The organism is Pseudomonas sp. Fl5BN2, assembly GCF_009908205.1.
GTDB lineage: Bacteria > Pseudomonadota > Gammaproteobacteria > Pseudomonadales > Pseudomonadaceae > Aquipseudomonas.
The window spans coordinates 1-24,428 of record NZ_JAAARL010000010.1 but is presented as its reverse complement, the minus strand read 5'-3'; the positions used below and the strand labels follow the sequence as shown (position 1 = coordinate 24,428).

Below are 24,428 nucleotides of genomic sequence, written 5' to 3'. Positions count from 1 at the left end.
TGGTGATCCCGAGGAGCTTAAATTGCGCGCGCCACGGCCGGTGTTGCCGGAGTACGCTGGCTCTTGATGAAGTGAATGTAGGAGAACACCGGTGGACGAGCAAAAAGCCTTGCAGGTAGTACGCGAGCTGATCGCCAGCGGGCAAATGACCGATCCCGAGAGCGCCCGGGGCAAGCTGCTGCAGACGGCGGCGCACCTGTTTCGCAACAAGGGTTACGAGCGCACCACGGTGCGTGACCTGGCCGGTGCGGTGGGCATTCAATCCGGCAGCATCTTTCATCACTTCAAGAGCAAGGACGACATCCTGCGGGCGGTGATGCAGGAAACCATCCACTACAACACCGCCTTGATGCGCGCCGAACTGGCCGAGGCCGGCAGCGTGCGCGAGCGGGTGCTGGCGCTGATCCGCTGCGAACTGCAATCGATCATGGGCGGCAGCGGCGAAGCCATGGCGGTACTGGTCTATGAGTGGCGCTCGCTGTCCGCGGAAGGGCAGGCCGCAGTGCTGGCGCTGCGCGATATCTACGAGCAGATCTGGCTGCAGGTGCTGGGAGAGGCCAAGGATGCCGGGTTCATCAAGGGCGATGTGTTCATCACGCGGCGTTTTCTGACCGGTGCCCTGTCCTGGACCACCACCTGGTTCCGTGCGCAGGGTAGCCTGACCCTGGAGCAGTTGGCGCAAGAGGCTTTGTTGTTGGTGCTCAAGGATCATTGAGACACCGACTAATTCTGTGCCGCAACATTGTCGAAGTGGCGGAATGCGCCTAGCGTTATGGCATTACTTTTCTTTTATCCGAGGTGTGTTGCCTTGATGTCCTTGCCGCTGCGGTCGGCCTTGCGAATGCTCTTGCTGACTCTGGCAACACTGTGGCTTTGTCCGGCTTCATCGGCGCAGTTGGTGCGGGTCGCGGCGGCGCATTTTCCGCCCTATACCGTACGCCCGGAAACCGGCGCCGACACCGGTTTGCTGCCGCAACTGGTGGAAGCCCTCAACCAGTCCCAGAGCGATTACCAGTTCGTCCTGGTGCCGACTTCGATTCCCCGGCGTTTCCGTGATTTCGAGCAAGGCCGGGTGGACCTGGCGATCTTCGAAAACCCCGCCTGGGGGTGGCAGGATATTGCCCACACCAGCGTTGACATGGGGCTGGAGGATGCAGAGATTTTCGTCGCCCAGCGCGAGCCTGAACGCGGCCAGGAGTACTTCGCCGAGCTGACGGGCAAGCGCCTGGCGCTGTTCAGCGGTTACCACTACGCCTTCGCCCAGTTCAATGCCGACCCCAAATACCTCGCCGACACCTACAACGCCACGCTGACCTATTCCCACGACAGCAACCTGCTGATGGTCCTGCGGGGCAGGGCGGATATTGCCCTGGTGACCCGCTCCTACCTCAGCGACTTCCTCGCCCGCAACGTCGAGAACACCGACCAACTGCTGGTGTCTGAACGTATCGATCAGGTCTATCACCACTACACGCTGATCCGGCCCAAGGCGCCCATCACGGCGGCGGACTTTGCCGGGATTTTGCAAAAGCTGCGGGACAACGGCCAGATGCAGAAGATCTTCGATCCCTACCGGATTACCGTGATGCCCGTACCCCGCGCCTGAGCGCCTGTTCACCGAGCCCGGTTCGCGCCGGGCTAAATTTCCTTCGGCGGCCCACGTCACTTGGTTGAATGCCCAACTGACAGTGAGCCCTGCCATGTCCCTTGTGAATCCGCTGAGTGTTGACGCCATGCCTAAGGGCGCGGCTGCGGGGATCGATGCGATCGCCGCCCGGCAGGTGCTGTTCGAGGCATTGCGCGCCGGGGGCCTGGGGCCAGCGGCGAGCGATCCCCAGGCGGCTGAAACGGCCCGGCAGGACCGGTTGGCGTTCTGGTTATCGGCACAGGTGCATGCGCTGTACCTGGATCAACCGGGAGCTGAACGGCCCCCGGCGTTCGCCCACACACCGGTCTGTGCTGCACATGACCGTTGTCGGTACTGTCAGCAGGAATTCGATCTGTTGCACAAGCGTGCGGCGTTGCTGGTACTTGGCCAGAGTGGCCTGCTTGAGGTGTGAACACTGCCCAAGCCGGGTGTTGCACGGCGCCTTGGCTCGGCGCCGGTCGCGGGTCAGCGACGGGCGAAGGTATCGGGGCGGTTGCCCGAGACTTTGCGGCAGTGCACCAGGGCATCGCGAATCATGAAGTTCACCAGGGTCGGCGAGACTCCGAGCTCCTTGGCAATGTCCTTTTGCGGGACGCCATGCAGGCGATACATCTCGAAGGCATAGCGCGTGCGGCTGGGCAATTCGGTCAGCGCGTCGGCGATGTTTTCCAGGGTGGAGAAGTTCATGTGCGAGGTTTCAGGTGACGCGCCATGAATGACCACATTCAAGCCTTCCTCTTCAGTGCCTGAATACTTCTGCTCCAGCGCCTGCTTGCGATAGTGGTCGATGGCCAGGTTGCGCACGATCTGGAACAGGTAGCTGAGCTGGGCCTTGAACGAGGAGGTGATTTGCGGCGCCGATTGCAGGCGGAAAAACGCATCTTGAACCACATCTTCAGCCCGGGATCGGCAGCCGGTAATACGGGCTGCGATCTTGACCAGGATCAGACGGTTGTCGACAAAAGCCTGGAGTAACGGTGAATCGCACCTGCTTGTGGATACTTGTTCCGTCATGGAAATCACCTTGTAGCAAAGAGGTAAGTGGGACGTCAGAAAAATCCGACCGGTCCTACACATCGAGCGACAAATTAGGCTGAATGATAATGATTGTCAATTGAGAAAAAGAACTAATCCTCTCGGTTGGTGAAGATTGAGAACGGCTGCTCGTTCAGGGGCTGGATCAGGGCCTCCCAGGCAGGATGCGGACTAATTATTTCAAGATGTCATCCGTTCTCATTGGAGAAAGATTCCGGGCAGCAGCCCCGGCCGCGGCGCCTTCCGGATGCCCATGATTTTCTTATAACTATTTGATTTATCGATAGTTATAAAAGTTATGGCAGAGCAGGGCCCGATCTCCATTGCATGCACTCTCCTGGCAGGAAACCCCATGACGGACGCGTTCGAACTCCCCAGCACCCTGGCCCAAGCCCTGCAACGCCGGGCGGCCCAGACCCCTGATCAAGTGGCCTTGCGCTTTCTTGCCGAAGAGCAGGATCAGAGCGTGGTGCTGAGTTATCGGGACCTGGACCTTCGCGCGCAGAGCATTGCCGCCGCCTTGCAGGCCAATGCCGCATTGGGTGATCGCGCGGTACTGCTGTTCCCCAGTGGCCCGGATTACGTCGCGGCGTTTTTTGGCTGCCTGTACGCCGGGGTGATCGCGGTGCCGGCCTATCCGCCGGAATCCACCCGGCGCCATCACCAGGAGCGGTTGATCTCGATCATGGCCGACGCCGAGCCGCGCTTGCTGCTGACCAGCGCCGGGTTACGGGACTCGCTGTTGCAGATGGACGAACTCAAGGCCGAGGGCGCGCCGCAACTGCTGTGCGTGGATACTCTGGAGGCCGGGCTGGCCGAAGGCTGGAAAGCCGTTGACCTGCAAGCCGACGACATTGCCTTCCTGCAGTACACCTCCGGCTCCACTGCCTTGCCCAAGGGCGTACAGGTCAGCCACGGCAACCTGGTGGCCAACGAACTGCTGATCCGCCGCGGCTTCGGCATCGATCTCAATCCGGACGACGTGATCGTCAGCTGGCTACCGCTGTACCACGACATGGGCCTGATTGGCGGCCTGCTGCAACCGATCTTCAGTGGCGTGCCCTGCGTGCTGATGTCGCCGGCCTACTTCCTCGCCCGGCCACTGCGCTGGCTGGAAGCTATCAGCGAATACGGCGGCACCATCAGCGGCGGCCCGGACTTCGCCTACCGCCTGTGCAGCGAGCGGGTCAGCGAGTCGGCCCTGGAGCGTCTCGACCTGAGCCGCTGGCGCGTGGCCTATTCCGGTTCCGAGCCGATCCGCCTCGATACCCTGCAACGCTTTGCCGAGAAGTTCGGCGCCTGCGGTTTCAGTGCCGACAATTTCCTGGCCTCCTATGGCTTGGCGGAAGCCACCTTGTTCGTTGCCGGTGGCGTGCGTGGCCAGGGCATTGCGGCCCTGCACCTGGACGACCAGGCCCTGGCGCAGCACCGTGCCGAGCCGGGGTCGGGCAGTGCCATGATGAGCTGCGGCTTCAGCCAGCCGGAACACGCAGTGCTGCTGATGGACCCGCAGCAACTGAGCGAATTGCCTGACAACCACATCGGCGAAGTCTGGGCCACTGGGCCGAGTATCGCCCACGGCTACTGGCGCAACCCCGAAGCCACGGCCAAGACCTTCGTCCAGCACGCCGGCCGCACCTGGCTGCGCACCGGCGATCTGGGCTTCTTGCGCGATGGCGAGCTGTTCATCACTGGCCGCCTGAAAGACCTGCTGATCGTGCGCGGGCACAACCTGTATCCCCAGGACATCGAAAAGACCATCGAGCGCGAAGTGGAAGTGGTGCGCAAGGGCCGCGTAGCAGCCTTCGCGGTCAGCGACCAGGGCCAGGAAGGCATTGGCATCGCCGCGGAAATCAGCCGCAGCGTGCAGAAGATCCTGCCCCCCGAAGCGCTGATCAAGGCGATCCGCCAAGCCGTGGCCGAAGCCTGCCAGGAAGCGCCGAGCGTGGTGGTCTTGCTCAACCCCGGGGCCTTGCCGAAAACCTCCAGCGGCAAGTTGCAGCGTTCCGCCTGCCGTACGCGCCTGGCGGATGGCAGCCTGGATTACTACGCACTGTTCCCGGATGCATCGGCCAGCGAAACCGCTGGCACCGATGAAGCCTCCGGCGACGAACTACAGGGCCTGATCGCCCGCATCTGGCAGGAACAACTGCAATGCGCTGCGGTGGTGGCCGACGATCACTTCTTCCTCCTGGGCGGCAACTCCATCGCCGCGACCCAGGTGATGGCGCGCTTGCGCGAAGAATTGGGCCTGGAGCTGGGCCTGCGCCTGTTGTTCGAAGCGCCGACCCTGGCGGCCTTTGCCGCCGAAGTGGCGCGCCAGCAGCAAGATGGCGGCGTGGCCCAAGGCAGTATCCAGGCCTTGTCGCGCCAGCAGCCGCTGCCGCAATCCCTGGCGCAGAACCGCCTGTGGATCACCTGGCAACTGGACCCACACAGCAGCGCCTACAACATTCCCGGCGGCCTGCGCCTGCGCGGCGAGCTGGATGAAGAGGCCCTGCGTGCGAGCTTCCAGCAACTGATCCAGCGCCATGAGGCGCTGCGCACGCGCTTCTTCGAGCGCGATGGGCAGGCCCTGCAACAGGTCGAGCCGGCCGCCGAATTCAATCTGCAAGTGATCGACCTCGGCGACCTGCCAGCGGCCGAGCGCGAAGCCCGGGCGCGGCAGATCCGCGAGGATGAAGCCCGCACTGTGTTCGACCTGGAGCAAGGCCCGCTGTATTGGGCGACCCTGGTGCGCCTGGACGACGAAGAGCATCAACTGCTGCTGACCTTGCACCACATCATCGCCGACGGCTGGTCGCTGAATGTGCTGATCGACGAGTTCTCACGCCTGTACGCCGCAGCTGCCCAGGGCCAGCCTCTGCAGCTGGCGCCGCTGACCCTGCAATACGCCGACTACGGCAGTTGGCAGCGCCAGTGGCTGGCCCAGGGTGAAGGTGCGCGCCAGCTGGACTACTGGAAGCAGCAACTGGCTGACGAAGCGCCGGTATTGAGCCTGGCCACCGATCACCCACGTTCCGCGCAGACCCAGCACAGCGCTGCGCGCCACAGCCTGCGTTTGAGCGCGACCCTCAGCGCGGCGATCTGCCAGGCGGCCCAGGCCCAGCAGGCGACGCCGTTCATGCTGTTGCTGGCGGCCTTCCAGACCCTGTTGCACCGCTACAGCGGGCAGACCGATATCCGCATCGGTGTGCCCAACGCCAACCGTCCGCGCCTGGAAACCCAGGGCTTGCTGGGTTTTTTCATCAACACCCAGGTACTGCGCGGCCAACTGGACTCGCGCCAGTCGTTCGCCGACCTGCTGCAACAGACCCGGCGCTGCGCGCTGGAGGCCCAGGCCCATCAGGACCTGCCGTTCGAACAACTGCTCGAAGCCTTCCCCGAGGCTCGGGAGCAGGGCCTGTTCCAGGTCATGTTCAACCACCAGCAGCGCGACCTGAGCGCCTTGCGCCGCCTGCCCGGGCTGTTGGCCGAAGAGTTGCCGTGGCACAGCCGCGAAGCCAAGTTCGATCTGCAACTGCACAGCGACGAAGACCGCAATGGCCGCTTGAGCCTGGCCTTCGACTACGCCAACGAATTGTTCGACGCCAGCACCATCGAGCGTCTGACCCAGCACTTTGTCAGCCTGCTGGAGCATGTCAGCCAACAGCCGGACAGCGCCCTGGGCGATCTGCCGTTGCTGGCCAAGGCCGAAACCGCACAACTGCAGCAGTGGGGCGTGGCGCCGTGCGCGGTTGCCGAACACTGGCTGCCGGAGTTGCTCCACGAACAACTGCGCCAGACCCCGGAGCGCACCGCGCTGATCTGGGACGGCGGCCAGTTGAGCTTTGCCCAACTGCATGCCGAGGCCAACCGCCTGGCCCATTACCTGCGGGACAAGGGCGTCGGCCCGGACGTGTGCGTAGCCATCGCTGCCGAGCGCTCGCCGCAATTGCTGATCGGCCTGCTGGCGATCATCAAGGCCGGCGGCGCCTACGTGCCGCTGGACCCGGATTACCCGGCCGAACGCCTGGCCTACATGCTCAGCGACAGCGGCGTGCAACTGCTGTTGACCCAGACCCACTTGCTGCAGCAGATGCCCCAGGCCGAAGGCGTCAGCGCCATCGCCATGGACAGCCTCAACCTCGACAGCTGGCCAAGCCACGCGCCGGGCCTGCACCTGCATGGCGACAACCTGGCCTATGTGATCTACACCTCCGGTTCCACCGGCCAGCCCAAGGGCGTGGGCAACACCCACAGCGCCCTGGTGGAACGTTTGCAGTGGATGCAAGGCAGCTACCAGTTGCAAGCCGATGATGTGCTGATGCAGAAGGCTCCGATCAGTTTCGACGTATCGGTGTGGGAGTGCTTCTGGCCCCTGATCACCGGCTGCCGCTTGCTGATCGCGGCCCCCGGTGAGCACCGCGATCCTCATCGCATCGCGCAACTGGTACAGGAATACGGCGTGACCACGCTGCACTTCGTGCCGCCGCTGTTGCAGCTGTTCGTTGATGAGCCATTGAGCGCCGAGTGCCACAGCCTGCGCCGGGTATTCTCCGGTGGCGAAGCCTTGCCCGCCGAGCTGCGCAACCGGGTGCTGGAACAGTTGCCCAACGCCCGGTTGCACAACCGCTATGGCCCGACCGAAACCGCGATCAACGTCACCCACTGGCAGTGCGCCACGGAGGACGGCGAGCGTTCGCCTATCGGCCGGCCATTGGGCAACGTGGTGTGCCGGGTGCTCGACGCCGAGCTCAACCCGCTGCCGGCCGGCGTTCCCGGCGAGCTGTGCATCAGCGGCCTGGGCCTGGCCCGGGGTTACCTGGGCCGCCCAGGCATGACCGCCGAGCGTTTTGTCGTTGACCCGCTGAGCGCGGAGGGCGCCCGCCTGTACCGCACCGGCGACCGTGTGCGCTGGTGCGCCGATGGCGCCCTGGAGTACCTCGGGCGTCTAGACCAACAGGTCAAGCTGCGGGGCTTTCGTGTCGAGCCGCAGGAAATCGAAGCACGCTTGCTGGCCCAGGACGGTGTGGCCCAGGCTGCGGTCCAGGTACGGCAGACCGTGGCCGGCGCGCAACTGATCGGCTACTACACGCCGAGTGCCGATGACGAGGAGCAAGAGGCACAGAACCAGCGCCTGAAAACCGCCCTGGCTGCCGAGTTGCCGGAATACATGGTGCCGGCGCAACTGGTGCGCCTGGATGCCATGCCCCTGAGCCCCAGTGGCAAGCTGGATCGCCGGGCACTGCCCGAGCCGCAATGGCAGGTGCGCGAGCACATCGAGCCGAGCACCGAGCTGGAGCAGCAGATCGCGGCCATCTGGCGCGAGGTGCTGGGCCAGCCACGGATCGGCCTCAAGGATGATTTCTTCGCCCTCGGCGGCCACTCGCTGCTGGCCACCCAGATCATTTCCCGTACCCGCCAGGCCTGTGATGTCGAGCTGCCGCTGCGGGCGTTGTTCGAGGCCAGCGAACTGGGGGCCTTCGCCGAACAGGTGCGGCTGATCCAGGCGTCCGGTGAGCGTAACCAACAGCCACCGATTGCCCTGGTCGACCGCAGCCAACCGGTGCCGTTGTCCTATTCTCAGCAGCGCATGTGGTTCCTCTGGCAGATGGAGCCGGACAGCCCGGCCTACAACGTCGGCGGCATGGCGCGTTTGAGCGGCGTGCTGGATGTGGGCCGTTTCGAAGCGGCGTTGCAGGCGTTGATCATGCGCCATGAAACCCTGCGCAGCACCTTCCCCAGCGTCAATGGCGTGGCCCAGCAGCGGGTGCATCCCGACACCGGGCTGCGCATGGCCTGGAAAGACTTCTCGGCGCTGTCGCCAGAGGCCCGCCAGACCCGCCTGCAACAACTGGCGGACAGCGAGGCGCACCAGCCCTTCGACCTGGAGACCGGCCCGCTGCTGCGTGCCTGCCTGGTCAAGGCCGGCGAGCAGGAACACTACTTCGTCCTGACCCTGCACCACATCGTTACCGAAGGCTGGGCCATGGACATCTTCGCCCGCGAGTTGGGCGCGTTGTATGAAGCCTTCCTCGACGACCGCGAATCGCCCCTGCAACCGCTGCCGGTGCAGTACCTGGACTACAGCGTCTGGCAGCGCCAGTGGCTGGAGTCCGGCGAGCGCCAGCGCCAGCTGGATTACTGGACCGGGCAACTGGGCCGCGAGCACCCGTTGCTGGAACTGCCCAGCGACCGGCCACGGCCGCCGGTGCAAAGCCACCAGGGCGAGCTGTACCGTTTCGATCTGAGCGATGAACTGGCGGCTCGGGTGCGCGCGTTCAACGCCGAGCATGGCTTGACCCTGTTCATGACCATGACCGCCGCGCTGTCGGTGCTGCTGTACCGCTACAGCGGCCAGACCGACCTGCGCATCGGCGCGCCGGTGGCCAACCGTATCCGTCCGGAAAGCGAAGGGCTGATCGGCGCCTTCCTCAACACCCAGGTGCTGCGTTGCCAGCTCGACGGGCAGATGAGCGTCGGCCAGTTGCTGGAGCAGGTGCGCCACACGGTGATCGAGGGCCAGTCGCACCAGGACCTGCCGTTCGACCACCTGGTGGAAGCGTTGCAACCACCGCGTAGCGCCGCCTACAACCCGCTGTTCCAGGTGATGTGCAACGTCCAGCGCTGGGAGTTCCAGCAAAGCCGGCAGCTGGCTGGGATGACCGTGGAATACCTGGTCAACGATGCCCGGGCCACCAAGTTCGACCTCAACCTGGAAGTCACCGACCTGGACCATCGCCTGGGTTGCTGCCTGACCTACAGCACCGACCTGTTCGACGAGCCACGCATTGCGCGCATGGCTGTCCATTGGCGCAACCTGCTGCAAGCCTTGCTCAGCGATCCGCAACGGCGCCTGTGCGAGTTGCCGCTGCTGCAGGCCGAGGAACAGCAGCACCTGCTGGACAGCTTGAGTGTCGAGCCCGGCGAGCAACGCCTGGACCAGTGCATCCACCACCTGTTCAGCGAGCAGGCCCTGGCGCGCCAGGACGCGCCGGCCCTGACCTTCGCCGGGCAGACCCTGAGCTACAGCGAGCTGGACAGCCGTGCCAATCGCCTGGCCTGGATGCTCCGCGAGCGCGGCGTGGGCCCGCAGGTGCGGGTCGGCCTGGCCCTGGAGCGTTCCCTGGAAATGGTCGTCGGCCTGCTGGCGATCCTCAAGGCCGGTGGTGCCTACGTGCCGCTGGACCCGGAATACCCCCTGGACCGCCTGCACTACATGATCGAAGACAGCGGCATCGGCCTGCTGCTCAGCGATACGCGGATGTTCGAAGCCCTCGGCGAGCTGCCGGCCGGTGTCGGTCGTTGGTGCCTGGAAGAGGACGGCGCGTTGCTGGCCGACTACCCGGCCAGCGAGCTGCCGTTCATCAGCCTGCCCCAGCATCAGGCGTACCTGATCTACACCTCCGGTTCCACCGGCCAGCCCAAGGGCGTGGTGGTGTCCCACGGTGAAATCGCCATGCACTGCCAGGCGGTGATCCGCCGTTTCGGCATGCGCCCGGACGATTGCGAACTGCACTTCTATTCGATCAACTTCGACGCCGCCACCGAGCGCTTGCTGGTGCCGCTGCTCAGCGGTGCGCAAGTGGTACTGCGGGCCCAAGGCCAGTGGGATGCCGAGGAAATCTGCCAGCTGATCCGTCAGCACCGCATCAGCATTCTCGGTTTCACCCCCAGCTACGGCAGCCAACTGGCCCAGCACTTGGCAACGCAACAGCAGACCCTGCCGGTGCGCATGTGCATCACCGGTGGTGAAGCCCTGACCGGTGAACACCTGCAACGCATCCGCGCGGCCTTCCAGCCGAGCCTGTTCTTCAACGCCTACGGCCCCACCGAAACCGTGGTCATGCCCTTGGCCAGCCTGGCGCCGGAGCAACTGGCTGAAGGCGTGGCCAGCGTGCCGATCGGCAGCATCGTCGGCGCACGTGTGGCTTACATTCTCGACGCCGATCTGGCCCTGGTGCCGCAAGGCGCGACGGGTGAGCTGTATGTCGGCGGTGCCGGCCTGGCCCAGGGTTACCACCGTCGTCCGGGGATGAGCGCCGAACGTTTCGTCGCCGACCCGTTCGCCACCAATGGCGGGCGCCTGTACCGCACCGGCGACCTGGTGCGCCAGTGCGCCGACGGCCAGGTGGAGTACATCGGCCGGGTCGACCATCAGGTGAAGATCCGCGGTTTCCGCATCGAGCTGGGGGAAATCGAAACCCGCCTGCTGGATCATCCATCGGTGCGTGAAGCCGTAGTGCTGGCCTTGGACACGCCGGCCGGCAAACAGCTGGCCGCTTACCTGGTCAGTGATGTCGCCGAGCAGAATGAGGTGCAGCAGGCCAACCTGCGTGAAGCCCTCAAGCAGCAGCTGAAAACCCAGCTGCCGGACTACATGGTGCCGACTCACCTGATACTGCTCGGCAGCATGCCGCTGACCGCCAACGGCAAACTCGACCGTCGCGCCTTGCCGCTGCCCGATCCGGAGCTCAATCGCCAGCAGTACGTGGCCCCGAGTAACGAACTGGAGCAGACCCTGGCTAGGGTCTGGGGCGAAGTGCTGAACGTGCAGCAGGTGGGCCTCAACGACAACTTCTTTGAACTGGGCGGCGACTCGATCCTGTCGATCCAGGTGGTCAGCCGCGCCCGTCAGCTGGGGATTCACTTCACTCCGCGCGACCTGTTCCAGCACCAGACCGTGCAGAGCCTGGCTCGGGTGGCCAGCCATAGCCAGCGCATCACTGCCGAGCAGGGCCTGCTCAGTGGCGAAGCGCCGCTGACGCCGATCCAGCATTGGTTCTTCGACAGCGCCATTCCCCAGCCGCAACATTGGAACCAGGCGTTGCTGCTGGAGCCGGTGGGCGTGCTGGATGCCCAACGCCTGGAGCAGGCGCTGTTGGCAGTGGTGGAGCAGCACGACGCCCTGCGCCTGCGCTTCAATCAGGTTCAAGGCCAGTGGCACGCCGAATACCTGCCGCTGTCCGACGCACCGTTGCTGTGGCAAGTGCGGGTGCCGTCCATGGACACCTGCGCATCGCTGTTCGCCGATGCCCAGCGCAGCCTCGACTTGGAACACGGCCCGCTGCTGCGCGCGGTGCTGGTGGACGGTCCGGAGGGCCAGCAACGCTTGCTGATTGCCATTCACCACCTGGTGGTGGATGGGGTGTCCTGGCGGGTGCTGCTGGAAGATCTGCAGAACGCTTACCGCCAACTGGAGTCGGCACAGGCCCTGCGTCTGCCGGCCAAGACCAGCGCCCTGCGCGATTGGTCGAGCCGCCTGCAAGCCTATGCCGGCAGCGAATCCCTGCGCGAGGAGCTGGACTGGTGGCAGCAGCAACTGGCGGGTCCGGTCGCGCAACTGCCGGGGTTGAACGCCAGCGGCGGCCAGCAACACCAGCATGCGAAAACCCACAGCGTGACCTTGGATGCCGAGCGCACCCGACAGCTGCTGCAACAGGCGCCAGTGGCTTATCGCACCCAGGTCAACGACCTGCTGCTGACCGCCCTGGCCCGCGTGCTGTGCCGCTGGAGCGGGCAGCCTTCGGCGCTGGTGCAACTGGAAGGCCACGGCCGCGAAGCGCTGTTCGACGAGATCGACCTGACCCGCACCGTGGGCTGGTTCACCAGCGCCTATCCGTTGCGCCTGACCCCGTTGCAAGTAGAAGAAGCGGCCGGGCAGGGCGCCTCGATCAAGGCCATCAAGGAACAATTGCGCGCCGTGCCGCACAAAGGCCTGGGTTATGGCGTGCTGCGCTACCTGGCGGATGAAAGCTGCCGCGAGGCCCTGGCGGCCCTGCCGCCGGCGCCGGTGACTTTCAACTACCTGGGGCAGTTCGACCAGAGCTTCGGCGCCGATGCACTGCTGCGGCCGCTGGATGAATCCGTCGGCCCGGCTCATGCACCTGAAGCACCATTGCCCAACGAACTGAGCATCGACAGCCAGGTCTATGGCGGCGAGCTGGTGCTGCGCTGGACCTACAGCGCCGAGCGTTTCGACGCCGAGCTGATCGGCGACCTGGCCGAGGCCTACCTAGGCGAGCTGCAGAGCCTGATCGGCCATTGCCTGAAGGACGATGCCGGTGGCCTGACGCCGTCGGACTTCCCTCTGGCCTCCCTGACCCAGGCCCAGCTGGACAGCCTGCCGGTACCGGCGGCGCAGATCGAGGACGTCTACCCGCTGACGCCGATGCAGGAGGGCATGCTGCTGCACACCCTGCTGGAACCGGGCACCGGCCTGTACTACATGCAGGACCGCTACCGCATCAACAGCGAGCTGGACCCGCAGCGTTTCGCTCAGGCCTGGCAAGCGGTGGTCGCCCGTCATGAAGCACTGCGCGCGTCCTTCTGCTGGAACATCGGCGAAGACATGCTGCAAGTTATCCACAAACCAGGCAGCACCCCGATCGAGTTCCTCGACTGGAGCGCGCTGCCCGAGGCCGAGCAGGAACCTAAACTGCAAGCCCTGCACCAGCAGGAGCGCGAAGCCGGTTTCGATCTGCTCAACCAGGCGCCGTTCCACCTGCGCTTGATCCGCGTCGGCGCCGCGCGCTACTGGTTCATGATGAGCAACCACCACATCCTCATCGATGCCTGGTGCCGTTCGCTGCTGATGAATGACTTCTTCGAGATCTACACCGCCCTCGGCGAAGGCCGTGAGGCCCAGCTGTCGGTGCCACCGCGTTACCGCGACTACATCGGCTGGCTGCAGCACCAGAGCCTGTCGGAGGCGCGGCAGTGGTGGCGGCAGAACCTTCAAGGTTTTGAACGCACTACGCCGATCCCCAGCGACCGACCTTTCCTGCGGGAACACGCCGGTGACAGCGGCGGGATGATCGTCGGTGACTGCTACACCCGCCTCGATGCCCGGGATGGCGCGCAACTGCGCGAGCTGGCGCAGCAGCATCAACTGACCATCAACACCTTCGCCCAGGCGGCCTGGGCCTTGGTGCTGCGGCGCCTGAGCGGTGATCGCGACGTATTGTTCGGGGTCACTGTGGCCGGGCGCCCGGTGGCAATGCCGGAGATGCAACGCACCGTCGGCCTGTTCATCAACAGCATCGCCCTGCGGGTCAAACTGCCCCAGGACGGTGAGCGCTGCAGCGTGCGCCAGTGGCTCAGCGGCTTGCTCGACAGCAACATGCAACTGCGTGAATACGAGTACCTGCCGCTGGTGGCGATCCAGGAAACCAGCGAACTGCCCAAGGGCCAGCCGCTGTTCGACAGCCTGTTCGTGTTCGAGAACGCGCCGGTGGAAGTCTCGGTGCTGGACCGTGCGCAAAGCCTGAATGCCACGTCGGATTCCGGCCGTACCCACACCAACTTCCCGATCACCGCGGTGTGCTACCCGGGGGATGACCTGGGCCTGCACCTGTCCTACGACCAGCGCTACTTCGAGCAGGCGACCATCGAGCGCATGCTCGGCGAGTTCAAGCGCCTGTTGCTGGCGCTGATGCAAGGTTTGCATGGCGACATGGCCGAGCTGCCGTTGCTGGGTGAAGAAGAGCAGGACTTCCTGCTGGCCGGCTGCAACCAGAGTGAGCACGAGTACCCGCTGGAGCGCAGCTACGTGGAGCTGTTCGAGGCCCAGGTGGCGGCCCACCCGCAACGCATCGCCGCCAGTTGCCTGGATCAGCGCTACAGCTACGCTGAATTGAACCGCTGCAGCAACCGCCTGGGGCATGCCTTGATCGCCAATGGCGTGGGCTTCGACCAGCCGGTGGCCTTGTTGGCCGAGCGCGGCCTGGAACTGCTGGGCATGATCATCGGCAGCTTCAAGGCCGGGGCCGGCTACCTGCCCCTGGACCCGGGCCTGCCGGGCCAGCGCCTGGGCCGGATCATCGAGCTCAGCCGCACGCCGCTGCTGGTGTGCACCGCGGCCTGTCGCGAACAGGCCCAGGCCCTGCTGGACGAATTCGGCTGCGCCGGTCGGCCGCGACTGCTGGTCTGGGAAGAACTGCAAGCCGCCGGGCATGCCGAGAGCAACCCGGGCCGCTACAGCAGCCCGGACAACCTCGCCTACGTGATCTACACCTCCGGTTCCACCGGCTTGCCCAAGGGCGTGATGGTGGAGCAGCGTGGCATGCTCAACAACCAATTGAGCAAAGTGCCGTACCTGCAACTGAGCGAGACCGACGTGATCGCCCAGACCGCCTCCCAGAGCTTCGACATTTCGGTCTGGCAGTTCCTTGCCGCGCCGCTGTTCGGCGCCCGGGTCGACATCGTGCCCAACACCATTGCTCACGATCCCCAGGGCCTCCTGGCCCACGTCGAGGAGCAGGGCATCACGGTGCTGGAAAGCGTGCCGTCGCTGATCCAGGGCATGCTCGCCCAGGATGCGATTGCCCTCGATGGCCTGCGCTGGATGCTGCCCACCGGCGAGGCCATGCCGCCGGAGTTGGCGCACCAGTGGCTGCTGCGTTATCCACAGATCGGCCTGGTCAACGCTTACGGCCCTGCCGAATGTTCCGATGACGTGGCCTTCTTCCGGGTGGACATGGCCTCGACCCGGGGCGCCTACCTGCCGATCGGCACGCCCACCGACAACAACCAGCTGTACCTGATGGACGAGGCCCTGGAGCTGGTGCCCCTGGGCGCCGTCGGCGAGCTGTGCGTGGCCGGCACCGGTGTCGGCCGTGGCTACGTCAGCGACCCATTGCGCACCGCGCTTGCCTTCGTGCCCCATCCGTTCGGTGCTGCGGGCGAACGCCTGTACCGCACCGGCGACCTGGCACGCCGGCGCAGCGATGGCGTGCTGGAATACGTCGGCCGCATCGACCATCAGGTGAAGATCCGCGGCTACCGCATCGAACTGGGGGAGATCGAAGCGCGCCTGCACGAACAGCCGGAAATCCGCGATGCCGCCGTCGGTGTGCAGGAAGGTGCCAACGGCAAGCACTTGGTCGGCTACCTGGTGGCCAGCGATTCGGGCCTGAGCCCGAGCGAGCGCCTGGAGCGGATCAAACCGCGCCTGCGCGCCGAGCTGCCGGAGTACATGGTGCCGCTGCACTGGCTGTGGCTGGAGCGCCTGCCGCTCAACGCCAACGGCAAGCTCGACCGCAAGGCCCTGCCGGCGCTGGAGATCGGCCAACTGCAGAGCGAGGACTATCAAGCCCCGGGCAGCGAGCTGGAGCAGACCCTGGTGGAGATCTGGGCCGAGGTGCTCAAGGTCGAGCGAGTGGGGGTGCGCGACAACTTCTTCGAGTTGGGCGGGCATTCCCTGCTAGCCACGCAGATCGCCTCGCGGGTGCAGAAGACCCTGCAACGCAACGTGCCGCTGCGGGCCATGTTCGAATGCAGCACGGTGCAAGAACTGGCCGCCTACATCGACGGCCTGGGTGCCAATGAAATCAACGAGGAGAAGGTCGATCGGCTGAGCGACCTGATGGCCGAGTTGGAGGGCTTGTAAGCTTTTGCGGCGGGCGCAGCCACCCCAAAGGCTGCGCCTCACTCCTTCAGGAAGGTCGCGCATTCAGGCTTTACGGCCGCTGTATAACCGAGCGCTCTCTACAGGAAGCCTATACAGGGGGTGAAATAGAAAGGCAGTATTAAGCTAAGGGTTTTTGTTTGCCCTTATCGATTGGACTGAGCATGAAGAAAAAATAACAAGGATGCATCGAATGAAAGCAGAGTTGCGAGGCGGCGAAAAAATCATCAAAGAAGGGCCGGCAAACCTTCAAAGAAATATTGAGACGGTGGGCGGAAGGCTTTTTCTGACGAACCAGCGTGTGCTATTTGTCGCGCATAAAATTAACTTCCAAAGCGCTCCTGATGAGATTGAAATTTCAAACATCCAGTCATTGCAACCGGCATGGACTAGATTTTTAGGTCTTATCCCCATTTTCCCCAACTCTTTATCTGTTTTTACAAAGCAGGGTATAGAGTCTCGATTTGTACTATTTGGCCGTGACGCATGGGCTGCTGCCATTGCTGCAACCATGAATGGGGCCAATGGCTAAATAACCTTCAGTTTGAAATAGTCCACCGCGCATTGCCCGACAGCAGCCCTGTCGGGCTTTGTCGTTTCAGACAGTTCAAGGACCGGAACCATGGCAGAACCGCTTTACTGGCACGACATCGAAGACTCCCTGGGCAACTGGAGTGGCCTCGGCGTTGAAGTGGAACCGGGCGCCACCGACAAACCGCCGCTGTACCTGCGCACCGGCAGCAATACCCGGATCAAGCTGATGCACCACGACACGCCACTGTTCTGGGCCACCTTCGCCCGGGACCACGGCGGTGTCTGGCTGGTGCGCAACCCGCTGGCCGCTGGCGCCGAATGCCGGCTGCTGGCGCCCATCGACTCACCCACCGTCGAACAGCACGCCGCCCTGGCCCCCGAGCAGCGGATCAAGGCCTGGAGCCGCTATTTCGTCAGCCGTCTCAGTGACAGCGCCCGGCACTTCCTCACCCCCGGTTTCTGGCTGGCCCAGAGCCTGTTGCCGGAACCCTCCAGCACCGCGAACGGCCTGGACAACTGGCGCTTCAGCTCGGTGAGCGATCCCCTGACCCACGTGCCCAATTGGCACCTGTACGGCGAGGACTTTCTCGACAATCTGCAACCCCAGGCCCTGGAGTGGATCGACTGGTGGCACGGCGGCGGCAAGCTTATCGGCCTGCACCGCGTCGATCCCCTGGCCGGGCGTCTGAAGTGGTGGCGCAAGAAAGCCCGGGAGGGCAGCCTGCCGCCGGTGCTGCTGTGGTATGTCGGCGGGCTGGCGTCCTATGTGGTGATCGATGGGCATTACCGCTTGCAGGCGGCCATTGCGGAAAATCTTGCGCCGTCGTTTATCGTCCTCAGCGCTACCCGCGAGCTGGATTTCACGCCGAGCACCGAGCACCAGCAGCGGGTCATGGATTCATTGCGCAAGCGCGGCGACGCGGTGCCGCGCAACAAGGCCCTGAGCACCGAGCACCTCAACCGGGTGCTGATCCAGGCTTTCGATGACCGGCCCCACTACCGTAGCGCTACCCCGGCTTGGGCCGGCACCGAGCCGGAGTCGCAGTGGTGTGACGAGGTGCGCCAGTGCCTGAGCGGGCAGGGGCTTGCGGATGAGGTGGACGCGGTCATCGCCCGGCAGGGGTAGGGCGTTGGCCGCCTTCGCTGGCAAGCCAGCTCCTACAAGCGAATGCGTGTTCCGGCCATCTGCTATATTCGCGCCCGGCCGCCGCAGGGCCGGTCATTGTTGAAGGATTAGGGACAATCGTGGAACAGATTTTCTGGCGTGATATCGAGGATTTGGCCGGCCACTGGAACGGCCTGGGGCTGGACGTCAAAGGTCCGGCCAGCGGCAAGCCGAACCTGCGCCTGCTCAGTGGCAACAATGAGCGCATGCAGCTGGTGTTGGGGGACCAGACCCTGCTCTGGGGCACCATGTCGCGCTGCCTCTATGGTGTGTGGCTGGTGCGCAATGACCTGCTGCAGCAACTGCCGCAGACCCTGGTCGACCCCATCGATTCGCCCCTGGTGGAACAACAGGCGCGCCTTGATCCGGCCTTGCGCCTCAAGGCCTGGAGCCGCTTCTTCGTCCAGCAGCTGATGCAGCACCAAGCGGATTTCTTCTACCCCGGTTACTGGCTGGTACGGGCGCTGCGTCCGGAATCCCAGAAGCCGCTGCGACCCATGCTCAAAGGCGTTGACGCCTGGTACTTCAAGGGCGGCGAAGACGCCCAGAGCCATATGCCGCAGTGGGCGATCTACGGCCGCAACATCCTCGACAACCAGCAGCCCGGCTCGGCGCGCTGGGTCGAGTTGCACGAGGGCGGCGGGGCGGTGGTCGGCCTGCATGCCGTGGACCCGCATTCCGGGCGCTTGAAATGGTGGCGCAAAAAAGCCCGTGAAGGCAGTTTGCCGCCGATTCTGCTGTGGTACGTCAGCGGCCTGAACAGCCACCTGATCCTCGATGGTCATTACCGCCTGCAGGCGGCCATCGATGAAAACCTGCCGCCGGAGTTTCTGGTGCTCAGCTCGCCGCGACTGCGTCGCTATCGTCCCAACCCGCAAGAGCAGCAGAAGGTGCTGGGGGCGCTGCAAGTGCAGATCCAGCGCAAGAACCTGGACATCGGGCGCTTCAACCAGCTGCTGATCAGCACCTTCGATGACCGGCCGTATCACGGCTTTGGCAGCCAGTCCTGGGCCGGGATTGCTTCGGAGCAGGTGTGGATCGATCAAGTCAGCGGCATTCTCAAGGCGCGCGGCGACCTCAGCGATCTGGAGGAAGTCCTCGAACGCGAGGGGCCGGCGGAGTACTACTGAGCGCTAGCTCACAGGTTCGCCGTGGCAACTTGGAGTTTTGCCGCGACGAACATTGATTTCCGTGACCGGCCAACTGGATAATGATAACAATTACCATTAGCGTGCCGATCTCGATGCACAGTCCCGTAGACACCAAAGCCATAGTCGCCAACCTCTACAGTGAGAATTACCGCTGGTTGCGGGCCTGGCTGTATCGCCGATTGCAGTGCCCGCAGGATGCCGCGGACCTGACCCAGGACACCTTCGTGCGCACCCTGACCGCCGGCCAACTGGCCGATCTCAACGAGCCACGGGCCTTTCTCGCCACCGTGGCCAGGCGCTTGTTGAGCAACCTGTTCCGGCGCCGTGCCCTGGAGCAGCAGTACCTGCTGGAGCTGGGCCGGCTGCCCCAGGCCTTCAGCCCCTCCGAAGAGGACCTGGCACTGGTGCGCGAAGCGCTGGAGCTGATCGATCGGCTGCTGGAAGGTTTGCCGCAACGGGCGCGCCAGGCTTTTATCCTGCATCGCCTTGAGGGCTTGTCGCAGCCACAGATTGGCGAGCGCCTGGGGGTGTCCCTGGCGACCGTCGAGCGTGACCTGCGGCGGGCCTTCCTGCATTGCCTCAGCGAGGGCGCCCCATGAGCCGTAGCGCCATCGACCAGGCCAATCGCGCCGCTGTGGATTGGCTGCTGAAGCTGGAATCCAGCACGCCGGGGGATGCCGTGCAGCAAGCGTTTGCCCACTGGCTGGCGCAGAGCGGCGAACACGCCGCTGCCTGGCAGCGGGTCAATGCCGTGCTCAGCCAGCCCTTGCAGCAACTGCAGGGCGCCGAGCAGTTGCAGGCGGCCAGCCGGGCCTTGCGTTCGCTGCCCTCGCCTTCGCGGCGCAAGGTGCTGGGCGGCGGCCTGGCGTTGCTGGTGCTGGGGGGCGGTGCTGCCGGGCTGGTCAACCGCGTGCTGCCCCTGGGCCAGGTGCTGGCCGACCTGGATACCGCCACCGGCCAGCGCAAGTCCATGACCCTGGCCGATGGCAGCCGCATCCACTTGAATGCCCGCAGCGCGGTGGATATCCGCTTCGATGCCGGGCAGCGGCGCATTGTCCTGCGTGAAGGCACGGTGCAGGTCGAGGTCGCCGCCGACCCGGCGCGGCCGTTTATCGTCGAAAGCCGCGAGGGGCGGGTGCAGGCCCTGGGCACTCGTTTCATGGTCAGTCGCAACGACCTCGGCAGCCTGGTTTCGGTGCAGCAGCACAGCGTACTGCTGAGCACGCCCCAGGGCCGCCAGCAGCGTGTCGAGGCCGGTGAAGCCTTTGCCTTCAACGCGCAAGGCATCGAGCGCCAGGCGCCGTCGCTGCGCACCCGGGTGGACTGGCTCGACGGCCGCATCGATGTGCGCAACGAGCCCCTGGGCGAATTGATCGAGCTGTTGCGGCCCTACCGCAGCGGCCTGTTGCGCATCAGCCCGCAAGCGGCGCGGGTGCGGGTCTACGGGGTGTTCCCCCTGGATGACAGCGATCAGGTGCTGCTGTCTCTGGGCGAAACCCTGCCGATCCAGGTGACCCGCTATGGCTTCTGGCTGACCCGCATCGAGCTGCGCTGATTCTTTTCAAAAAAAGCCGGGACGGTGAGGGGGTTGGGCTTTTCCCGTGTCCTGGTTATGGAAAGCCAACCTACAACGAGCCCTTTCCATGCCCCAGATTATTTTCCGTCCCAGCCTGCTGGCGATGGCTGTCGTTCTGAGTTACGCCGCTCTGCCCGCTGTCGCTCACGCCGCGGCCACCGCGCAACAGGCTGAGGCCAGCCGGTCGTTCAATCTTCCCGCCGGTGACCTGGGCGAGACCTTGAGCCGCATCGCCCGGGACAGCGGCCGGGTGCTGTCGGTGGCCCCGGAGCTGCTCGTCGGTAAGCGCGCCAGCCGGGTCAGCGGCCAACTGACCCCCGAGCAGGCCGTGCAGCAGGCCCTGGCGGGCAGCGGTCTGGGCTTGACCACGACCCCCAGCGGCACCTGGAGTCTCTACCCGTTACCCGAGGGTTCGGCGTTGCAATTGCAACCGACCCATATCCAGGGCCAGGGCCAAGTCCAGGAGCAGGCCTGGGGCCCGGTGGATGGCTACGTGGCCACCCGCAGCGCCACCGCGACCAAGACCGACACACCGATCCTGGAAATTCCGCAGACCATCAACGTGGTCACCGCCGACCAGGTGCAGACCCAGGGTGCGCGCAACCTGACCCAGGTGCTGCGCTACACGCCGGGGCTGAGCGTCAACGGCTACACCGACCGCAACACCATTGCCGACGAGATCACCAGCCGCGGTTTCACCCCGACCCCGCTGTACCTGGACGGCGCCTACCTGCCCTATGCCGGCAGCCTGGGCGGGGCGCCGCAGATCGATCCCTACACCCTGGAACGCATCGAGGTGCTCAAGGGCCCGTCGTCGGTGCTCTACGGGCAGAACCAGCCCGGCGGCCTGGTCAACCTGGTGTCCAAGCGCCCCAGCAGCACGCCGCAACATCAGGTCAAGTTCGGCCTGGGCAGCTACAACCGGGTCAACGGCGCCCTGGACAGCAGTGGCCCGCTGGATGACCAGGGGGAGTTCTCCTACCGCCTGATCGGCGTGGCGAAGAAGGGCAACGAGCAGGTCGCCCACACCAACAGCCAGCGCACCCTGCTGGCGCCGAGCCTGACCTGGAGCCCGAGCGACGCCACCCGCCTGACGCTGTTCGCGCAGATCCAGCGCGACGATGGCCTGGCCGACTACCAGGCGTTGCCAAAGATCGGCACCCTCGAACGCAGCCCCGACGGGCGCAAGATCGACCGCGATTTCTTCAACGGCGATTCGCACTACAACAATTACAAGCGCGACCAGTACATCCTCGGCTACGAGCTGAGCCAGGCCTTGAACGACGACCTGAAGTGGCGCTCCAGCGCCCGCTACATCGACGTGCGCGACCGCTACACGGGCTTCTACCTGCGCGGCTTCGTCACCGAAGCTGGCGGCGCGACCGACTACACCCGGGCCACCCGCACCAAGCTCGACTGGCAGCAGCACAACACGGCCTACACCCTGGACAACAACCTGGAGTACCGCTTCAACACCGGCGCCCTTGAGCACACCGCCCTGGCGGGCGTGGACTATCGCCACTTCAACCGCAAGTACACCGGCTACAACGCCTACGGGGTCTTGCCGGTGGAGCTGTACGGCAAGAACAACTACGACACCCGCAGCGTCACTCCCCAACTGACCACCCGCTGGGACAACACCGTCAGCCAGACCGGCCTCTACGCCCAGGACCAGATCAAGCTCGACCAATGGCTACTGACCATCGGCGGCCGCCAGGACTGGGCCGAAGTGGAAAACAAGGACCTGCTGGCGCGCAGCATCGTTGAACAGCGGGACCATAAGTTCACCGGCCGGGTGGGCCTGACCTACCTGACCGATTTCGGTCTGGCGCCCTATGTCAGCTATTCCCAGTCCTTCCTGCCGACCGTGGGCACCGGTGCGCCGGAGCGTGGCGCCAAGGCCTTCAAGCCGACTGAGGGCGAGCAGTATGAAGTGGGGGTGAAATACCAGCCCCTGGACAAGACCCTGATGACCGCGTCGGTGTTCCAGGTCAAGCAGAAGAACGCCCTGACCAGCGACATCCAGTACCCCGAATACAGCGCGCAGCAGGGCGAGGTGCGTTCCCGGGGCATCGAACTGGAAATCAAATCCAGCCTGGACAACATCGATCTGATGGCCGCCGCCACCTACATCGACTCCTTCTATACCAAGGCCAATGACGCCACCAAGGGCAACCGCAATGAAGCCCAGGCGCCGGTCTCGGCCAGTGCCTGGGTCGACTACCACTTCACCCAGGCGGCGCTCAACGGCCTGACCTTCGGCGTGGGCGCGCGCTACACCGGCAAGAAGCCGGGGGATTCGGGCAACAGCTTCAGCACGCCGGCCTATGTGGTGTACGACACCACGGTCAGCTACGACCTGGGCAAGCTCGACCCGAGCCTGCGCGGGCTGAAAAGCAGCCTCAACGTGCAGAACCTGTTTGACCGGGAATACGTCTCGGACTGCAACTACAACTTCGGCTGCTATTACGGCCAGGAGCGGGTGGCCTCGGTGGAAATGAGCTACGACTGGTAACGCCGGGCAGGCGCAGTGGCTGGTGTTGCCTGCGCCTGCTTCCCTGGCATGGAGTGGATCTGAAGGCCGTGGAACAGCGTCTGAAAGTAAGGCAGTTCGCTTTCTTTTGTAAGGCAAATCCGAGAAACTGCTGGCCGCTTGAATGCGTCTGGTGGGCGGGCTAGGGTGCTGGAGCCATCGTCAAATCGATGGCTCGGATGTGCAAGTCCGGACTGTTACCAGACGCATAAACGCTCAGTCATGCCTGAGCGTTTTCATGTTCGCCGTGTTATGGCGACCGTGCGCGGGAGATCTTCGGATCTGCCGGGGTTCTGGTAACTCGGTCTTGCACACCCGCGTACGGCTGCCACCTTTATTCGTGTGCAAGCGAACGGTGTCAGCTCCTTTTCATTACCAGGAGTTTGACCATGAAAAAGCTTGTCCCCGATCCACCCACTTCCTATCGCGACCCCGAACTCAAGGCTGCCAACGCCACCTTGCGCGTGGCCCTGGCCCAGCAACCGCTGGACCCCGGGCTGTTCCAGCGCAATACCCAATCCAAAGCGGTTTCTCCTGACTCCCTGTTCAGCGTGCGCGAAGGCGTCAGCGCCGAAGAGGCATTGGTGCATGTGGTGCTGCTGCTCAAATGCGCCGAAGAGGTCTGCGATGAGATCACCCAGCAGGGCAGTGGCCTGGAGCGCGGGCTGATCTGGTCCATGGTGCATTCCGTAGAGATGGCCCGGGCGGTGGTGGACGCCTTGCTCGACGGCCAGCACGCGCCGGTCGATCGCTAACCGCCATCGACCGCACGCAGGGTCATCCGTTGCAAGGAACATCCGCGAAGCAGCGGACTGCGCGAGTGCGCCTGAAGGGCGCACCCGTGTGTTGCAGGCTTGGCCTGATCGATGGCTCGGCTGTGCAAGCCCGGTCATGTCGGCGCATCGTTGTTTCTGCGTCATGGCAGCGGTGCATGGCAGGCTTTCGAGTCCGCCGGGTTCCGAACGGCGGTATTGCTCGACGGGCGTCTGGGCGCTGCGTTCGACTCAGGGCTTCAGTGGGGCGCTGCCGGGTCGCAGGTTGCCATCGTCGTCGACACGGCTGAATTCAACCGTGGTGGCGCCGCGGGTGAAGCGCTCAGGTTGCGAGAGCGGCAAGGCGAGCTCGGCAAAAGGCGCAATCATGGTGCCTGGCACGGCCTGGCGGGTGGCGCCGTGTTTCAGCTGGATCTCACTGAGGGTGGCGAAGTACGGCGTCGGGTTCTCGATGCGCAGCAGGGGGCTGTCCGCGCTGTTATCCAGGGTGAACCGCAGCTGCTGATTGAGGCTGTCCGGACTGCCGGGCAGGTGCTCCGGGCGCACCAGCACTTTCATCTGTGTGCGCAGGGTCACGGTCAGGCGTGTGGTGTCCGGTGGCAGGGGCGTGTTGGGGCGGGGAG

12 protein-coding genes and 1 pseudogene are annotated in these 24,428 nt (G+C 64.6%); 11 read left to right on the top strand and 2 right to left on the bottom strand.

Annotated elements, in window-relative coordinates; all coding sequences use genetic code 11:
• Positions 1-91: 91 nt before the first annotated feature.
• From GV819_RS15410 to GV819_RS15400, 3 genes are all read left to right on the top strand, one after another.
• On the top strand, positions 92-715 hold the full coding sequence (locus tag GV819_RS15410) for a TetR/AcrR family transcriptional regulator (RefSeq protein ID WP_161756917.1): 624 nt from the start codon (positions 92-94) through the stop codon (positions 713-715).
• 96 nt (positions 716-811) lie between these two features.
• Positions 812-1,606: a substrate-binding periplasmic protein gene (locus GV819_RS15405; RefSeq protein ID WP_161756916.1), complete on the top strand. Its 795-nt coding sequence runs from the start codon at positions 812-814 to the stop codon at positions 1,604-1,606.
• 94 nt (positions 1,607-1,700) lie between these two features.
• Positions 1,701-2,060 (top strand): pyoverdine biosynthesis protein, encoded by a 360-nt coding sequence (locus tag GV819_RS15400; RefSeq protein ID WP_161756915.1) that lies wholly within the window; start codon positions 1,701-1,703, stop codon positions 2,058-2,060.
• Between the two features lie 53 nt (positions 2,061-2,113).
• On the opposite strand, the gene GV819_RS15395 is transcribed toward GV819_RS15400, so the two are convergent.
• Positions 2,114-2,662, bottom strand: a complete 549-nt coding sequence (locus GV819_RS15395) for an RNA polymerase factor sigma-70 (RefSeq protein ID WP_025127259.1) — start codon at positions 2,660-2,662, stop codon at positions 2,114-2,116.
• Positions 2,663-3,035: 373 nt separating this feature from the next.
• Between GV819_RS15395 and GV819_RS15390 the strand changes: the two genes are divergently transcribed.
• The 8 genes from GV819_RS15390 to GV819_RS15355 all read left to right on the top strand — a co-directional run bounded on the left by GV819_RS15390 (position 3,036) and on the right by GV819_RS15355 (position 23,787).
• Positions 3,036-16,055, top strand: coding sequence for a non-ribosomal peptide synthetase (locus GV819_RS15390; protein ID WP_161756914.1), 13,020 nt, complete (start codon positions 3,036-3,038; stop codon positions 16,053-16,055).
• A gap of 211 nt (positions 16,056-16,266) precedes the next feature.
• Positions 16,267-16,605, top strand: a complete 339-nt coding sequence (locus GV819_RS15385; RefSeq protein ID WP_161756913.1) for a hypothetical protein — start codon at positions 16,267-16,269, stop codon at positions 16,603-16,605.
• Positions 16,606-16,695: 90 nt separating this feature from the next.
• Positions 16,696-17,733, top strand: coding sequence for a hypothetical protein (locus GV819_RS15380; protein ID WP_161756912.1), 1,038 nt, complete (start codon positions 16,696-16,698; stop codon positions 17,731-17,733).
• A 119-nt stretch (positions 17,734-17,852) separates the two neighbouring features.
• Positions 17,853-18,902: a hypothetical protein gene (locus GV819_RS15375; RefSeq protein WP_161756911.1), complete on the top strand. Its 1,050-nt coding sequence runs from the start codon at positions 17,853-17,855 to the stop codon at positions 18,900-18,902.
• Between the two features lie 113 nt (positions 18,903-19,015).
• Positions 19,016-19,522: a sigma-70 family RNA polymerase sigma factor gene (locus GV819_RS15370; RefSeq protein ID WP_161756910.1), complete on the top strand. Its 507-nt coding sequence runs from the start codon at positions 19,016-19,018 to the stop codon at positions 19,520-19,522.
• Positions 19,519-20,478 (top strand): FecR family protein, encoded by a 960-nt coding sequence (locus GV819_RS15365; RefSeq protein ID WP_161756909.1) that lies wholly within the window; start codon positions 19,519-19,521, stop codon positions 20,476-20,478. Before GV819_RS15370 ends, GV819_RS15365 begins: the two co-directional genes overlap by 4 nt.
• An 88-nt stretch (positions 20,479-20,566) precedes the next feature.
• Positions 20,567-23,014 (top strand): TonB-dependent siderophore receptor, encoded by a 2,448-nt coding sequence (locus GV819_RS15360; protein ID WP_161756908.1) that lies wholly within the window; start codon positions 20,567-20,569, stop codon positions 23,012-23,014.
• A 407-nt stretch (positions 23,015-23,421) separates the two neighbouring features.
• Positions 23,422-23,787 carry a DUF6124 family protein gene (locus GV819_RS15355; RefSeq protein ID WP_161756907.1) on the top strand — a complete coding sequence of 122 codons (366 nt, stop codon included), beginning with the start codon at positions 23,422-23,424 and terminating at the stop codon, positions 23,785-23,787.
• 249 nt (positions 23,788-24,036) lie between these two features.
• On the opposite strand, the pseudogene GV819_RS15350 reads toward GV819_RS15355, so the two are convergent.
• Positions 24,037-24,428 (bottom strand): annotated as a pseudogene (locus GV819_RS15350) (molecular chaperone); the annotation flags it as partial.

Excerpts from the sequence above, each read along its gene's own strand:
- GV819_RS15395 (WP_025127259.1), bottom strand. The coding sequence starts at position 2,662 with ATGACGGAACAAGTATCCACAAGCAGGTGCGATTCACCGTTACTCCAG.
- GV819_RS15405 (WP_161756916.1), top strand. The coding sequence starts at position 812 with ATGTCCTTGCCGCTGCGGTCGGCCTTGCGAATGCTCTTGCTGACTCTG.
- GV819_RS15400 (WP_161756915.1), top strand. The coding sequence starts at position 1,701 with ATGTCCCTTGTGAATCCGCTGAGTGTTGACGCCATGCCTAAGGGCGCG.
- GV819_RS15385 (WP_161756913.1), top strand. The coding sequence starts at position 16,267 with ATGAAAGCAGAGTTGCGAGGCGGCGAAAAAATCATCAAAGAAGGGCCG.
- GV819_RS15370 (WP_161756910.1), top strand. The coding sequence starts at position 19,016 with ATGCACAGTCCCGTAGACACCAAAGCCATAGTCGCCAACCTCTACAGT.
- GV819_RS15360 (WP_161756908.1), top strand. The coding sequence starts at position 20,567 with ATGCCCCAGATTATTTTCCGTCCCAGCCTGCTGGCGATGGCTGTCGTT.
- GV819_RS15380 (WP_161756912.1), top strand. The coding sequence starts at position 16,696 with ATGGCAGAACCGCTTTACTGGCACGACATCGAAGACTCCCTGGGCAAC.
- GV819_RS15365 (WP_161756909.1), top strand. The coding sequence starts at position 19,519 with ATGAGCCGTAGCGCCATCGACCAGGCCAATCGCGCCGCTGTGGATTGG.
- GV819_RS15355 (WP_161756907.1), top strand. The coding sequence starts at position 23,422 with ATGAAAAAGCTTGTCCCCGATCCACCCACTTCCTATCGCGACCCCGAA.
- GV819_RS15390 (WP_161756914.1), top strand. The coding sequence starts at position 3,036 with ATGACGGACGCGTTCGAACTCCCCAGCACCCTGGCCCAAGCCCTGCAA.